This is a genomic window from Rhizobium sp. H4 (genome assembly GCF_003013335.1).
Classification (GTDB): Bacteria; Pseudomonadota; Alphaproteobacteria; order Rhizobiales; family Rhizobiaceae; genus Rhizobium; species Rhizobium sophoriradicis.
This window is the reverse complement of sequence record NZ_PSOW01000004.1, coordinates 211840-226784: the sequence shown is the minus strand read 5'-3', so window position 1 is coordinate 226784 and position 14945 is coordinate 211840. Positions and strand designations below refer to the sequence as shown.

Genomic DNA, 14945 nt, shown 5'->3' with positions numbered 1-14945 from the left:
TAAATCCGGCGCCCTATATCCTACCGGTAGGAATAACCGTGGCTATGGCGCACGAGCTTGCGCGCTCGCGGCACGTAGCGGCTGGCAGCGAATGCCTCGGCGCCGATCACCGCGTAGCGCGGCTCGAACAGCTTGTTGAGGACCGAGACATCGCCGTTGGAATCCGTCGCCTCGAGGCCGGAATCGACGAGGTCGAAAATCGTGAATTCCGCCTGCGCGCCGACCGAAAGCAGGTTCTCCATCGACAGCTTGATGACCGATGCCGGCGCATGGGTGACGGCGTCAACCACCTTGTCGAAGGGCATGCCGACGCTGAGCAGCTTCGACATCGTCGTCGCCAGGTCCCAGACCGGAAAATTCATCGAATGGCCGTGCAGGTCGGTCGAGATCGAGAAGGGCAGCAGGCCGCGGGCGATCGCTGCTTCCGCCACCTTGAAAGAGAAGGAGGCGCCGCCATGGCCGATGTCGAGGCGGATGCCCTCCGAAGCGCAGCGCCCGGCGAGATTGAAGAGATCCTCGTCCTCCATAATGCTCGACCCGGCCTTGCCGTTGAAGCAGTGGGTGACGACGTCGCCGGGGCCGAGGATTTCGAGCACTTCATCATAAAGCGCCGGCGGCTCGCCGACATGCACCATCATCGGCACTTTGAGGATCTTGGCGATCTTCTTGCCGAGTTTGACCGGGGTCACACCCCAGGAACCGGTGATGACGTGGCTGGCGCGCACCTTAATGCCGACGATATGCTCGCTGTTTTCGGCATAGACTTCGAGGATGCGGTCGAGATCGATATCTCTGATGTCCCTCAGTTCAGCGACGCGGTTGCAGGCGACAAGACCAATCGAGCCGAGGTTCAGAAACGCCTTGATGCGCTCGCGCGAGGGCTCGATGATATATTCACGGAAACCGTGGAAATTCGCCTCGCCGGCCGACCCGGCATCGACAAGCGTCGTCACGCCGCGCTCGAGACCGCATTCAGAGGGGCGGATCGAAATGTCGGTGCCGCCATGCCAGATATGCACATGCAGGTCGATCCAGCCTGGCGAGATGAAGGCACCCTTGCCATCGATGCGCGTCACATCCTGGGAAACCGCGAGCGACGACCCGATCTCAGCGATCCTGCCCTCGCCATCAACGAGGATGTCGATCACCCTCTCGCCTGTACCCCCACCGAAAGCGACCGGTTTGACATTGGTAAGGAGAAGCGGCTTCTTCATCTGGTCGCCGGACATATATGTATTCCTTCCGAAGTCTGGGAATCGCTCCCTGCCCATCCGTCCAAGTCGCTATGGAGAGTGAGGGAAACTAGAGATGGCGGCTCATACAATCACACCTGAGCAATTCCGTAATTATGACATATGAGGCCGTATAATAGAATAAGGCCAAGCTCATGGCTGTCAAGGAATCTGTCACAGAAAATGACCCGACTCGCCACGGCGCAAACGCAGAGGCGCCCCGAAGCGAGCCGGTCTGGTTCCAACATCAGCGCGCTTTCAGTCCCGAAGGATCGAATAGTTGATCCGTTGCAGATGATCCGGATCGGCAACCGCGTCGATCGCAACAATCCTGTCATCGCCGATCGCCAGCGTCACCGCGACGCGAATCTGACCGCCAATATCAACGACAAATCCAACTTCGCCGTCCACGACGGCGATCTGCGCCGCCTGTGCCCGGCCCTTGAAGGCCTGGGCCACGTCGGCCGCGCCGCGCATTTCGCCAATGCCATATCGGGCCGCCGTCGCATCGGGCCGGAAGACGACGTCGGGCGCGAGCACAGCAAGCAACGCCTCCAGATCGCTGTTGCGGGAAGCGGCAAGAAAGGCCTCGGCGATCGTCCGCTTGCGGGCAAAATCGACCTCCGGCGCCTCGTCCACGCCCTGCACCCTTCGGCGCGCGCGGCTTGCGAGCTGTCGGGCGGCAGCGGATGAGCGGCCGATGATCGGCGCAATCTCATCGAACGGCAGATCGAACATGTCGTGCAGCACGAAAGCGACACGTTCGGCGGGCGCCAGCGTCTGCAGCACGACGAGCAGTGCCAGGCCGACGGAATCGGCGAAGGCTGCCTCGCGTTCCGGATCCTTCTCAGGATCGGCCAGCCCGGCATGAGCGGGCATATCCAGCGGCTCCTCGCGCCGGCTTTTGCGCGCCCGCAGGATGTCGAGGCAGATACGCGCCACGACCGTCGTCAGCCAACCGCCGAGATTTCCGACATCGCTCGTATCGGCCCGGCTCAACCGCAGCCAGGCCTCCTGAACGGCGTCCTCCGCCTCACTGCGGGAGCCGAGCATGCGATAGGCGGCGGCGCGCAAATGTGCCCGGTTCGCCTCAAATTCATCAGCCAGCCATATTTTTTCGTTCATCCGTCACATTCCTTCGCTGCGTTCCGTCAAACCTATGACGAATGGAAACCGGCCGATGTGACAGTGCCGGCGGATCGTCGACCCGCAAACGCATCAAGGAGACATATCATGCAGGAGAGAATGGGAAATCCCGCCCTCGCCCTTCCCGCGGCCATGCAGGCGCTGACGGCGCTCGGCAAAGTGCCGGCGGAGGCCGGCCTTTCACCGAAGCTGCTCGAACTCGTCAATCTGCGCGCCAGCCAGATCAACGGCTGCAGCGTCTGCATCGACGGGCATCCGCGCATCGCCAAGAAGCTCGGCGAGACCGATGAAAGGCTCTTCGCCGTCAGCGCCTGGCGCGACACGCCTTATTTCAGCGATGCCGAACGGGCAGCCCTCGCGCTAACCGAGGCCGTGACCCGCACCAGCGACCGCGCCGACCCGGTGCCGGACGATATCTGGGACGAGGCGACCCGGCATTATGACGGCAGGAGCCTTGCGGCCCTCGTCATCGCCATCGCCAATATCAATGTCTGGAACCGGCTGAACATCGCCACCCGCCAGATCGCCGGCGCCTGGAAGCCGTAAACGGCAATGGCCGGCAGCGCACCCGCGCTGCCGGCCATCCATTTATTTCAGTTTCGAAATTCAAATGATACCGCCGCCGCCGGCAACGGAGACCGGGCGCTCGGCCGCCACTTGTCTGCGGTAGCCGCTGGCGCGATAGGCGGCGACCGGATCGATCGCGCCGCCGGCCCTGCGCCGGGCTTCGGCGAGGATCGGCTCGACATCGGCGCGATAAGCCCGCTTCAGCGTTTCCGACGCCATCAGCGCGTCATTGTCCTGCTGGTAGCCGTCGAGCGCCTTGCGGTCGACGATCAGCGCCTGCGCATAGGCGCGGCGGATTTCGTTGGCGCTGTTGATCAGGCTTTCGATCGGGTCGGTGACATTGTGCGACTGGTCGATCATGTGAGCCGGATTGAAGTCGTTGACCCCGCGCTGCTCGGCATCGACCAGCTCGTTGAAGACCAGGAACAGCCGGTAAGGATCGATCGCGCCGGCGTCGAGATCGTCATCGCCATATTTCGAATCGTTAAAATGGAAGCCGCCGAGCTTGCCGAACTGGATCAGGCGAGCGACGATCATCTCGATATTGGTGTTCGGCGCATGGTGGCCGAGATCGACGAGGCAATGGGCCTTCGGACCGAGCGTCTGGGCGATCAGGTAGTTGGTGCCCCAATCCTGCACGATCGTCGAATAGAAGGCCGGCTCGTACATCTTGTGTTCAGTGAACAGCTTCCAATCGTCGGGCAGCGCCTTGTAGATATCGGCCATCGAGGCGAGGTAACGCTCGAATGCCCTCGTGAAGTTGCTCTGGCCGGGGAAGTTCGAGCCATCGCCGATCCAGACGGTCAGCGCCTTCGAGCCGATCGCCTTGCCGATCTCGATGCATTCGAGATTGTGCTCGACCGCCTGCGCCCGGGTCGCCGCGTCGGTGTGGCTGAGCGAGCCGTATTTGTAGGAATGGGCCTGCCCCGGGGCATCGGAAAAGGTGTTCGAATTCATCGCATCGAAGCCGAGACCGAGCGCGTCGCCCTTTGCCCTCAACTCCTTGGCATCCGCCTTGTCCCAGGGAATATGCAGCGAGACGTTTGGTGTCGCCTGCGTCAGCTGATTGATGACGGCGCAATCGTCGAGTTTGTCGAAGATTCCGCGCGGCTCGCCGGTGCCGGGGAAACGGGCAAAGCGGGTGCCGCCGGTGCCGACACCCCAGGAGGGAACGGCGACGAAGAATTCGGCGACCTTACGGGTAACTGCTTCGATATCAACGCCACGGCGCTCAAGCATCGCGCCCAGCGCCTCGTAATCGGCTTTCAACGCGGTTGCCCGCTTGTCGTTTTCTGTCGCGACCAGATCTGGCGCGATCCTAGATTCTGTCATCTATTCCTCCCTGGTCGCGAACCATAGGGCACGGTTCGCGTTCAAACGCTTACATGTCTTCAAACTAAGGAGCTACGATGGACGTTGTCCGCATTCTTCTTGCGATCATCCTGCCGCCCCTTGGCGTATTCCTGCAGGTCGGGATCGGCCTGCATTTCTGGCTCAACATATTGCTGACGCTTTGCGGCTATGTGCCGGGGATCATCCACGCAATATGGGTGATCCTACGGAAGTAGCTCAGCGCGTGAAGCTTTGGACGTTGCCGGCGTCGACATTGATGATGTTGCCGGTCGATTTTGCCGAAAGGTCCGAGGCGAGGAAGTAGATCGCCTCGGCGATATCTTCCGGAAACACGTTGAGTTTCAGCATCGACCGCTTGCGGTAATGTTCCTCGAGATCGTCCACCTCGATCTTCGACGAGGCGGCGCGCTGTTCGCGCCATTCGCCGCTCCAGATCTTCGATCCGCGCAGGACGGCGTCCGGGTTGACGGTGTTGACGCGGATGCCGGCATCGGCACCTTCCAGCGCCAGGCAGCGGGCGAGATGGATTTCGGCAGCCTTTGCGGTGCAATAGGCAGAGGCATTCGGCGAAGCGGCAAGGCCGTTTTTCGAGGCGACGAAGACGATGTTGCCGCCGAGCGCCTGACGGCGGAACAGGCGGAAGGCTTCGCGCGACACCAGGAAATAGCCGGTCGCCAGAATGTCGATATTGCGGTTCCAGGTCGCAAGCTCGGTGGCTTCGATCGGCGCGGAAGAGGCAATGCCGGCATTCGAGACGAGGATATCGATACCGCCGAATTCGACCGAGGCTTCCGCGAAGGAGGCGATCACCGCCTCTTCCTTGGTGACGTCGAGCCGGACGCTGCGCACCGCGTCGGCGCCGAACTTCTTGACGAAATCGGCCTCGGTGGCTTCAAGAGCCGCCTGGTCGATATCGGCAAGCACGACGCAGGCGCCCTCGCCGACGAGGCGCGCGGCCGTCGCCCTGCCGATGCCGCCGGCGGCGCCGGTGACGAAAGCCACCCGGCCAGCAAGGCTCTTCGGCTTCGGCATGCGCTGCAGCTTGGCCTCTTCGAGCAGCCAGTATTCGATATCGAAGGCCTCCTGCTCCGGCAGGCCCTGATATTCCGAGACCGTCGATGCCCCGCGCATGACGTTGATGGCGTTGACATAGAACTCGCTGGCGATGCGGGCCGTTGCCTTGTCGCGGGCAAAGGACAGCATGCCGACGCCGGGAACGAGGAAGATGACGGGATTGGCATCGCGCATGGCGGGCGAATTGTCATGCTTGCAGTCGTTGTAATAGCGTGCGTAGTCGGCGCGGTAATCTTCCAGCGCCTTGTCGAGGCCGGCAACGATCGCATCGACATCCGGCTTGGCGGGGTCGAAATCGACGATCAGCGGCCGGATCTTGGTGCGCAGGAAATGATCCGGGCAGCTGGTGCCGAGCGCGCCGAGCGGGCGCAAATCCCTGGAATTGACGAATTCGAGCACGGCGTCCTGATCGTCGAAATGACCGAGCTTGCGCTCCTGCTTGCCGATGCGGCCGCGGATCTCCGGCATCAGCCGGGCGGCGATGGCGCGGCGTTCGGCAACCGGCAGGCTTTCAGTGACCGCGCCGCCGAAAATTGTCTTGCCCTGGGTCTTTTCGGCGAACCAGACGATCGCCTTGTTGATGATGTCGAGCGTCAGCTGGTAGCAGGCCTTGGCGTCATCGGCCCAGGTGAAGAGGCCGTGGCTTTCGAGTACGACGCCCTTGGCATTCGGGTTCGCCTTGACGAAGGCTTCGAGATCGAGGCCGAGCTGAAAACCCGGACGGCGCCAGGGCAGCCAGCCGATCTCGTTGCCGAAAATCTCCCGCGTCAATTCTTTCGAATTCTTCGACGCGGCAATGGCGATGATGGCGTCGGGATGCATGTGGTCGACATGGGTGAAGGGAACGAAACCATGCAGCGGCGTGTCGATCGAGGCAGCGCGGCCGTTGAGATTGAAGGTGCAGTGCGGCAGGAAGCCGACCATGCGATCCTCGTCCTCGACACCCTTGTAGATGGACTTCAGCGATTCCAGCTTGTCCTGGTAGAGAGTCGCGAAACCGTCGAGCTTGATCGTACCGACGTCGCCACCCGATCCTTTGACCCAGAGCACCTTGACCTTGTCGCCGGTCAGAGGATCGGTTTCCATCACCTTCGCCGAGGTGTTGCCGCCGCCGTAATTGGTGATGCGCTTGTCGGCACCGAGCAGATTCGAGCGATAGAGCAGCTTGCCGGGCTCGTCGAGGCCCGCCGCGTAACCATCATCCCACCGGTTTTCCAGAAGCCGGACGTTCGCCGCCATGTCATCCTCCCATATCAGGCTTGTCGGGGGCGCAATCAGCGCGCCCTTTCGCTCACGGTATCGCGCATCGAAACCACGGTTGTCAATCGAAAACGATCAAATTCGATTGTGCTGCATCGCAATATGAAAATTTATGATCGTTTGTGATTGACAGTCTTTAACGGATGCGAAATAAATATGACAAGAGGAGGAGCCCAATGCACGAACGCGAACGTCATCGCATCATATTAAGCGCCGTTCAGGAAAAGTCGGTCGTGACGATCCAGGACATTTCCGAGCTGACGGAGGCTTCTGAAGCGACTATCAGGCGCGATATTGCGGCTCTTCATGTGCAGGGCAAGATCCGCCGTGTGCGCGGCGGCGCGGAAGCGGTGCATCCGCCGCAGCTCGGCAGCCTTGCCGGCCGGCCCTTTCGGGTTTCAGAATCGGTCAACATCGATAAAAAGCGCGCAATTGCACGTGCGGCGGTCGATCTCTGCGAGGCGGGCGACGCGATCATCATCAACGGCGGAACGACCACGTTCCAGATGGTGCATTACATGGCCGGCCATCGCATGCAGGTCATGACCAACTCTTTTGCCATCGCCGAACATCTGGTGAAGCATTCCAAAAACACGGTGACGGTGCCGGGCGGCGCGATCTATCGCGAGCAGAGCCTGATCCTGTCGCCTTTCGACAATGACGCCATTCGCAATTTCTATGCGCGGCGCATGTTCATCGGCGCGCAGGGCGTCGGCCCGCTTGGCATCATGGAGGCGGATGCGCTCGTCATCCAGAGCGAGCAGAAGCTGATGCACCAGGCCGATGAACTCGTCGTCATGGTCGATTCAAGCAAATTCAATCGCCGGTCGAGCCTCATTCTCTGCGCGCTCGACCGCGTGTCTGTGGTCATCACCGACGACGGGATTTCGGAAGAGGCGGCTCGCATGGTCGAAAATGCCGGCATCCGGCTCGTCGTCGCAAGCCCGGTGGCCCAGCTTGCCAAGGAGGATTCCTCGTCGGTCGCATGAGGCGCCGCCGAGGTGGGAAGTCTAATCTTAATGGGAGGAAAGTAACATGAAACTCGCAAAGACACTTGCGCTCGGCGCAGCGCTCGCCGTTGCCATGATGGCCGGCACGGCAACCGCCGCGGACATCAAGATCGGCCTCGTCGTGAAGTCGCTCGGCAACGGCTTCTTCGACGCCGCCAACAAGGGCGCCCAGGAAGCCGCCAAGGAACTCGGCGGCGTCGAGGTGATCTATACCGGCCCGACCTCGACGACGGCCGAAGGCCAGATCGAAGTCATCAACTCGCTGATCGCCCAGGGCGTCGATGCCATCGCCGTCTCGGCCAACGATCCGGACGCGCTCGTTCCGGCGCTGAAGAAGGCGACCCAGCGCGGCATCAAGGTCATCTCCTGGGATTCCGGCGTCGCCCCGGAAGGTCGCATCCTGCAGCTCAATCCTTCGTCCAACGAGCTGATCGGCAAGATGTGCCTGACGCTCGCCAAGAATCATCTGGAAGGCGGCAAGGGCGACTTCGCCATTCTGTCGGCCACGACTACCTCGACCAACCAGAACATCTGGATCGACCAGATGAAGAAGCAGCTCAAGGACTTCCCGGGCCTCAACCTCGTCACCACGGTTTACGGCGACGACCTCTCGGACAAGTCCTATCGTGAAGCCGAAGGCCTCTTGAAGTCGAACCCGAACGTCAAGGTCATCGTCGCTCCGACGACGGTCGGCGTTCTCGCCGCCTCCAAGGTCGTCGAAGACAAGGGCCTTGTCGGCAAGGTCTACGTCACCGGTCTCGGCCTGCCGTCCGAAATGGCCGGCGCGATCAAGTCCGGCGCCACGAAGGAATTCGCCATCTGGAACCCGATCGATCTCGGCTATTCCGCAACCCAGATCGCCTATCGCCTCGTCAAGGGCGAGACCGACGGCAAGCCGGGCAGCGAGATCAATGCCGGCCGCATGGGCAAGATCAAGGTCGGCGACAACGGCGAAGCCGCCATGGCCGATCCCTTCGTCTACAATGCTTCGAACATCGACCAGTTCTCCAAGGTCTTCTGATCCGGAGCCGACGCGTAGAACCCGGCGGCTCGATGCCGCCGGGATTTCCCTTTTGACACTGGTAGAAATCTGATGAACGCTGCCTTTCAACAACCCGTCACGGACAGCAAAACCGGCGATGCGCCCGCGATCCTGGAAATGCGCGGCATCTCGCAGATCTTTCCTGGTGTGAAGGCGCTCGACAATGTCAGCATCGCCCTCCATCCCGGCACGGTGACCGCACTGATCGGCGAAAACGGCGCCGGCAAGTCGACGCTCGTCAAGATCCTGACCGGCATCTACAGGCCGAACGAAGGCGAGATCCTCGTCGACGGCCAGCCGACGAGTTTCGCCAGCGCCCAGGCCGCGATCGACGCCGGCGTCACCGCCATTCATCAGGAAACCGTGCTTTTCGACGAACTGACGGTGGCCGAAAACATCTTTCTCGGCCATGCGCCGCGCACGCGCCTGCGCACCATCGACTGGCAGACGATGAACAGCCGCTCGAAGGCGCTGCTGACCGCGCTCGAAAGCAATATCGACCCGACGATCCGGCTCAAGGACCTCTCGATCGCGCAGCGTCACCTGGTGGCGATCGCGCGCGCTTTATCGATCGAGGCCCGCATCGTCATCATGGACGAGCCGACCGCCGCCCTTTCCCGCAAGGAGATCGACGATCTCTTCCGCATCGTCCGGGGTCTGAAGGAACAGGGCAAGGCGATCCTCTTCATCAGCCACAAGTTCGACGAGCTTTACGAGATCGCCGACGATTTCGTCGTCTTCCGCGACGGCCGCGCCGTCGGCCGGGGACGCCTCAAGGAAACGCCGCAGGACGAAATCGTTCGGATGATGGTCGGCCGCGACGTCGAGAATGTCTTCCCGAAGATCGATGTCGCCATTGGCGGCCCGGCGCTGGAAATCCGCAACTACAGCCACCGCACCGAATTCCGCGACATTTCCTTCACCCTGCGCAAGGGCGAGATTCTCGGAGTGTACGGCCTGATCGGCGCCGGCCGCTCGGAACTGTCGCAATCGCTCTTCGGTATCACCAAGCCGCTTTCCGGCACGATGATGCTCGAAGGCCGCGAGATCACCATCCATTCGCCGCAGGACGCGATCCGCGCCGGCATCGTCTACGTGCCGGAGGAGCGCGGCCGCCATGGCCTGGCGCTGCCGATGCCGATCTTTCAGAACATGACGCTGCCGTCGCTCGCCCGCACCTCGCGCCGCGGCTTCCTCCGGGCTGCGAACGAATTCGCGCTGGCCCGCAAATATGCCGAGCGGCTGGATCTGCGCGCCGCCGCGCTTTCCGTGCCAGTCGGCACGCTGTCGGGCGGCAATCAGCAGAAGGTCGTCATCGGCAAATGGCTGGCGACGGCGCCGAAGGTCATCATCCTCGACGAACCGACCAAGGGCATCGATATCGGCTCGAAAGCGGCCGTGCACGGCTTCATCAGCGAACTCGCCGCCGAAGGCCTGTCGATCATCATGGTCTCGTCCGAACTGCCGGAGATCATCGGCATGTCCGACCGTGTCCTCGTCATGAAAGAAGGCCTCTCGGCCGGAATTTTCGAACGCGCCGAACTGTCGCCGGAAGCGCTGGTGCGCGCCGCCACCGGCAATGCATGAGGTAGAAGCATGGCAAGACTGATCAGAAAACGCGAAACCCTGCTGTTCCTCATCATCGTCGTGATGATCGCGATCTTCTCGACGCGGGCAGCCGATTTCGCAACGCCGGACAATCTCGCCGGCATCTTCAACGATACCTCCATCCTGATCATCCTGGCGCTGGCGCAGATGACGGTGATCCTGACGAAATCGATCGACCTGTCGGTCGCCGCCAATCTCGCCTTCACAGGCATGGCGATCGCGATGATGAATGCCGCATATCCGGGCCTGCCGCTCGTCGTGCTCATCCTCACAGCGATCGTCATCGGCGCGGCACTCGGCACGATCAACGGCTTCCTCGTCTGGCGTCTTGAGATCCCGCCGATCGTCGTGACGCTCGGCACGCTCACCATCTATCGCGGCATGGCCTTCGTGCTCTCTGGCGGAGCCTGGGTCAACGCGCATCAGATGACGCCGACCTTCCTCGCCGTTCCCCGTACGCCGATCCTCGGCCTGCCGGTGCTGAGTTGGGTCGCGATCATTATCGTCGCGCTGATGTACATGCTGCTGCGCTACAGCCAATTCGGCCGCTCGGCCTATGCGACCGGCGGCAATCCGACCGCGGCGGTCTATGCCGGCATCGATACCGGCCGGACGAAATTCCTTGCCTTCGTCCTTTCGGGTGCCTTGGCGGGTCTTGCCAGCTATCTCTGGGTGTCACGTTATGCCGTCGCCTATGTCGATATCGCCAACGGTTTCGAACTCGACAGCGTTGCCGCCTGCGTCATTGGTGGCATTTCGATTGCCGGCGGCGTCGGCTCGGTCGCCGGCACGGTCCTCGGCGCGCTCTTCCTCGGCGTCATCAAGAATGCTCTGCCGGTCATCGGTATTTCACCCTTCACGCAGATGGCGATATCAGGCACCGTCATCATCCTCGCCGTCGCCTTCAACGCCCGACGCGAGCGCAACCGCGGCCGCATCATCCTGCGCGACCGCGCCGCAGCCGACACCAGAACGGAGGCCGCAGCATGAGCGCCGTTTCCATGCCGTCCGAAAAGCGCATCATCCCCGACCGCCTCGGCACACCTTTCCGCCGCATCATCGCAAGCTGGGAAGTGCTGCTCTTTGGCGTCGCCGTCCTGATCTTCATTTTCAATTCGCTGGCGTCGCCCTATTTCCTCGATGCCTGGAACCTCTCGGACGCGACCTTCAACTTCACCGAAAAGGCGATGATTGCCTTCGCCATGGCGCTGCTCGTCATCTCAGGCGAGATCGACCTCTCGGTTGCCGCGATCATCGCGCTCGCCTCGACGGCGATGGGAGCGGCAGCTCAAGCCGGCATCGGCACGCCCGGCCTTGTGCTGATCGGCATCGGCACCGGCCTTGCCTGCGGCATCTTCAACGGTGTGCTCGTCTCCGTGCTGAAACTGCCGTCGATCGTCGTCACTATCGGCACGATGAGCCTTTTCCGCGGCATTTCCTATATCGCGCTCGGCGACCAGGCCTATGGCAAATATCCCGCCGATTTCGCCTATTTCGGCCAGGGTTATGTCGTCTGGGTGTTCTCCTTCGAATTCGTGCTCTTCATCGTCGTGGCGATCCTCTTCGCCGTCCTGCTGCATGCGACGAATTTCGGCCGGCAGGTCTATGCGATCGGCAATAATGATTTCGCTGCCCGCTTCTCCGGCATCCCGGTCGAGCGCGTCAAATTCATCCTCTTCCTGCTGACCGGCATCATGAGCGGTGTCGCCGCGGTCTGCCTGACCTCGCGCCTCGGCTCGACCCGGCCTTCGATCGCCCAGGGCTGGGAACTCGAGGTCGTCACCATGGTGGTGCTCGGCGGGATTTCGATCCTCGGCGGCTCCGGCAGGATCGGCGGCGTCGTCATCGCCGCCTTCGTCATGGGCCTCGTCACCTTCGGCCTCGGCCTATTGAATGTGCCCGGCATCGTCATGTCGATCTTCATCGGCCTTCTCCTCATCATCACGATCGCCATCCCGATCATCGCCCGCCGCATCAAGCTCATGAGCTCCCGATGACATTGGAAAAACACGCCTTCAAGATGCAGCTCAACCCCGGCATGGAATCCGAATATCGCAAGCGGCATGACGAGATCTGGCCGGAACTGGTCGATCTCCTGCACCAGTCCGGCGCCAGCGACTATTCCATCCATCTCGACCGCGACACCAACACGCTGTTCGGCGTGTTGACGCGGCCGAAGGACCATACGATGGCGAGCCTGCCGGAACATCCCGTCATGAAGAAATGGTGGGCGCACATGGCCGACATTATGGCGACCAATCCCGATAATTCGCCGGTTCAAAGCGACCTCGTCACCCTTTTCCATATGCCATGACCGCCGCCCCCTATCGCCGCATCGCCGTTCTCGACATCGGCAAGACCAATGCCAAGGTCGTCGTTCTCGACAGCGGGACGGGCGCCGAGATCGCCGTCCTGAAACGGCCGAACATTACGATCAAAACCGGTCCCTACCCGCATTACGATATAGAGGCTCTCTGGTCCTTCGCGCTTGATGCCCTGAAGACGCTGGCGCGGGAACCCGGTTTCGACGCCATTTCAATCACGACCCATGGCGCCGCCGCCGCGCTGCTCGATCGGCACGGTCAGCTCGCCATGCCTGTCATCGACTACGAACACGAATATCCGCAAGCGATCCGCGATGCCTATACGGCCTTGCGCCCCTCCTTCGACGAGACCTTCTCGCCGCGCCTTTCGATGGGCCTCAATGTCGGCGCCCAGCTGCATTATCAGAGAACCGCCTTTCCCGCGGAATTCGCGGACGTGGCGACCATCCTCACCTATGCGCAATATTGGACGGCGCGGCTGACCGGTGTCGCTGCCAACGAGCTGACCTCGCTCGGCTGCCATACCGACCTCTGGAACCCGAAGATCGGCGGCTATTCCTCGCTCGTCGACAGGCTCGGCATCCGCGCGCTGATGGCGCCTATCCGTTCCGCCTTCGATGCGCTCGGGCCGGTGCTGCCCGAGATTGCCGCGGAGCTTGGGCTCGCAGCCCCCGTGCCGGTCTATTGCGGCATTCACGATTCCAATGCCTCGCTGCTGCCGCATCTCGTCCATCGCGAGGCCCCCTTCGCCGTTGTCTCCACCGGCACCTGGGTGATCAATTTCGGCGTCGGCGGCGATCTCGATCACCTCGATGCCAAACGCGATGCGCTCGCCAATGTCGATGCCTATGGCCGGGCCGTCCCCTCCTCGCGTTTCATGGGTGGGCGGGAATTCGAAATCCTGTCGGCCGAAATCGGCCCTGTCGATGAAAAGGCGGCCCAGGCGGCGATCGGCCCTGTCATCGAAAAGGGCTTGATGCTGCTGCCCAACATCGCCCCCGGTTCCGGACCTTTTCCCGGAAAGACCAGCCGCTGGATCGGCGCGGAAGAGGCGAGCCGCCGGGAGCGGCATGCCGCCGCCTGCCTCTATCTCGCCTTGATGACCGATGCCTGCCTCGGACTGATCGGCGCCAAAGGTCCGGTCATCGTCGAAGGGCCCTTTGCCCTCAACGAAATCTATCTGAAGCTGCTGGCCGCCCTTGCCGGCCGCGCGGTCCTCGCTCTTCCCGGCTCGACCGGCACCAGCCAGGGTGCTGCCCTTCTCACCGGCATCCGGCCGGTATCCGGCGCCGAGACGCATGTTCGGCCGGCCGAAATCGCGGGGCTTTCCGCCTATCGCGATCGCTGGTACGCGGCGATGGAGTAAGAGCTTTTCCAACTTCGGCCCAAGACCCACTTGTTCATTGCTGCCCTGCCGTTAGTGTGCGCCTCGAAAATCAGCTCGAGGAGACAGCATGACAGAGGCATTCGATCCACGCGCCCTTGCCGCCAGACTGCACAGCCTGCGCCAAGCCGGCCGACAGGAGGAAACCGGCACTTTCACGCTGCCGGCCGATCTGCATCAGGCGATGGAGGCGCAGAATTTCCTGACTGCAGCCGACGGCATTTGCAGCAATGCCTGGAAGGTGACGGTCTCGCCGCAGGGTCAGGCGGTCACCGGTCCGCTGCATCCCTATGCCGAAGCCGCCTCGGGTGCTGATATTCCCTGGTATCCGGGCATGAAGTTCGAAACCGAGATCGCCGTGCGCCTCGGCAAGGATCTGCCGATCCGCACCGGCACTGCCTATAGCCGCGCCGAAGTGGTCGAGGCGATCTCCGCCGTCCATCTCGGCGCCGAGCTGCTGGTCAGTGCGGTCAGGGAAAGCGGCAGCATCTCCTTTCTGCTGTTTACATCCGACCGCCTCGGCAACAGCGGCTATGTGCTTGGCCCGAAGCTCGACGAAAGTGTTGTCGATACCGCCGGCGGTACGCCGCTCAAGGTCACCCATGCCGGCCGCACGATCTATGATGGTCCGGCGCAGCATCCGAAGGGCGACGTTCTCACCTGGCTCGTCGATTACGCCAATGACGGCCTGCGCCCGGAGACATCGCTGAAGGCGGGCGCGCTGATCACCACGGGCACGTTGAGCGGCGCGATCGAACTGACGCAGCCAGGCGAGATCGATATCCTCCTCGGCGACAGCCAGCTCCGTTTCGCGGTGACGAAGCCCTGATCGATCGCGGCTTTCCATTCCCGGATCCGGACCTCATTCGGTGATTGTCATCCGGTTCCGCCTGCTGTAATAAACTTGAGTATTAATTGAAGGTTTATCTTCGGCCGCTTGGCCGG

At 62.1% G+C, this 14945-nt stretch carries 14 protein-coding genes; 10 read left to right on the top strand and 4 right to left on the bottom strand.

All coding sequences use genetic code 11. The features are described 5' to 3' along the window. Positions 1 to 20: 20 nt before the first annotated feature. Both C4N04_RS08005 and C4N04_RS08000 read right to left on the bottom strand, forming a co-directional pair. Positions 21 to 1229, bottom strand: coding sequence for an amidohydrolase/deacetylase family metallohydrolase (locus C4N04_RS08005; protein WP_077989664.1), 1209 nt, complete (start codon positions 1227 to 1229; stop codon positions 21 to 23). Between the two features lie 261 nt (positions 1230 to 1490). Next, entirely contained in the window at positions 1491 to 2357 is an 867-nt protein-coding gene (locus C4N04_RS08000) for a sigma-70 family RNA polymerase sigma factor (protein ID WP_077989665.1), read from the bottom strand. Between the two features lie 108 nt (positions 2358 to 2465). Between C4N04_RS08000 and C4N04_RS07995 the strand changes: the two genes are divergently transcribed. Continuing rightward, positions 2466 to 2924, top strand: a complete 459-nt coding sequence (locus C4N04_RS07995) for a carboxymuconolactone decarboxylase family protein (RefSeq protein WP_077989666.1) — start codon at positions 2466 to 2468, stop codon at positions 2922 to 2924. Positions 2925 to 2984: 60 nt separating this feature from the next. On the opposite strand, the gene rhaI is transcribed toward C4N04_RS07995, so the two are convergent. Then, positions 2985 to 4277 carry an L-rhamnose catabolism isomerase gene (gene rhaI / locus C4N04_RS07990; RefSeq protein ID WP_077989667.1) on the bottom strand — a complete coding sequence of 431 codons (1293 nt, stop codon included), beginning with the start codon at positions 4275 to 4277 and terminating at the stop codon, positions 2985 to 2987. A 77-nt stretch (positions 4278 to 4354) separates the two neighbouring features. Here rhaI and C4N04_RS07985 point away from each other — a divergent pair, with 77 nt between their 5' ends. Then, the gene (locus C4N04_RS07985) at positions 4355 to 4513 is read left to right on the top strand and encodes a YqaE/Pmp3 family membrane protein (RefSeq protein WP_003547831.1); all 159 of its coding nucleotides are present in this window, start codon (positions 4355 to 4357) and stop codon (positions 4511 to 4513) included. Position 4514: 1 nt separating this feature from the next. On the opposite strand, the gene C4N04_RS07980 is transcribed toward C4N04_RS07985, so the two are convergent. Next, positions 4515 to 6611, bottom strand: coding sequence for a bifunctional rhamnulose-1-phosphate aldolase/short-chain dehydrogenase (locus tag C4N04_RS07980; protein WP_106795761.1), 2097 nt, complete (start codon positions 6609 to 6611; stop codon positions 4515 to 4517). 197 nt (positions 6612 to 6808) lie between these two features. On the opposite strand from C4N04_RS07980, the gene C4N04_RS07975 reads away from it, so the two are divergent. From C4N04_RS07975 to C4N04_RS07940, 8 genes are all read left to right on the top strand, one after another. Further along, positions 6809 to 7621: a DeoR/GlpR family DNA-binding transcription regulator gene (locus C4N04_RS07975; RefSeq protein WP_011428144.1), complete on the top strand. Its 813-nt coding sequence runs from the start codon at positions 6809 to 6811 to the stop codon at positions 7619 to 7621. Between the two features lie 46 nt (positions 7622 to 7667). Continuing rightward, on the top strand, positions 7668 to 8663 hold the full coding sequence (rhaS, locus tag C4N04_RS07970) for a rhamnose ABC transporter substrate-binding protein (RefSeq protein WP_077989669.1): 996 nt from the start codon (positions 7668 to 7670) through the stop codon (positions 8661 to 8663). A gap of 72 nt (positions 8664 to 8735) precedes the next feature. Then, complete coding sequence (locus C4N04_RS07965; protein WP_077989670.1) at positions 8736 to 10271, top strand: sugar ABC transporter ATP-binding protein; 1536 nt, start codon at positions 8736 to 8738, stop codon at positions 10269 to 10271. Between the two features lie 9 nt (positions 10272 to 10280). After that, positions 10281 to 11282 (top strand): ABC transporter permease, encoded by a 1002-nt coding sequence (locus tag C4N04_RS07960; protein WP_077989671.1) that lies wholly within the window; start codon positions 10281 to 10283, stop codon positions 11280 to 11282. Next, positions 11279 to 12289 carry an ABC transporter permease gene (locus tag C4N04_RS07955; RefSeq protein ID WP_009994056.1) on the top strand — a complete coding sequence of 337 codons (1011 nt, stop codon included), beginning with the start codon at positions 11279 to 11281 and terminating at the stop codon, positions 12287 to 12289. Before C4N04_RS07960 ends, C4N04_RS07955 begins: the two co-directional genes overlap by 4 nt. After that, on the top strand, positions 12286 to 12606 hold the full coding sequence (rhaM, locus tag C4N04_RS07950; RefSeq protein ID WP_040111472.1) for an L-rhamnose mutarotase: 321 nt from the start codon (positions 12286 to 12288) through the stop codon (positions 12604 to 12606). Before C4N04_RS07955 ends, rhaM begins: the two co-directional genes overlap by 4 nt. Then, a complete protein-coding gene (locus C4N04_RS07945; protein WP_106795760.1) occupies positions 12603 to 13982 on the top strand; it encodes an FGGY-family carbohydrate kinase in 1380 nt (459 codons plus the stop codon). Before rhaM ends, C4N04_RS07945 begins: the two co-directional genes overlap by 4 nt. Before the next feature lie 88 nt (positions 13983 to 14070). After that, positions 14071 to 14829 (top strand): fumarylacetoacetate hydrolase family protein, encoded by a 759-nt coding sequence (locus C4N04_RS07940; RefSeq protein ID WP_106795759.1) that lies wholly within the window; start codon positions 14071 to 14073, stop codon positions 14827 to 14829. Positions 14830 to 14945: the final 116 nt, after the last annotated feature.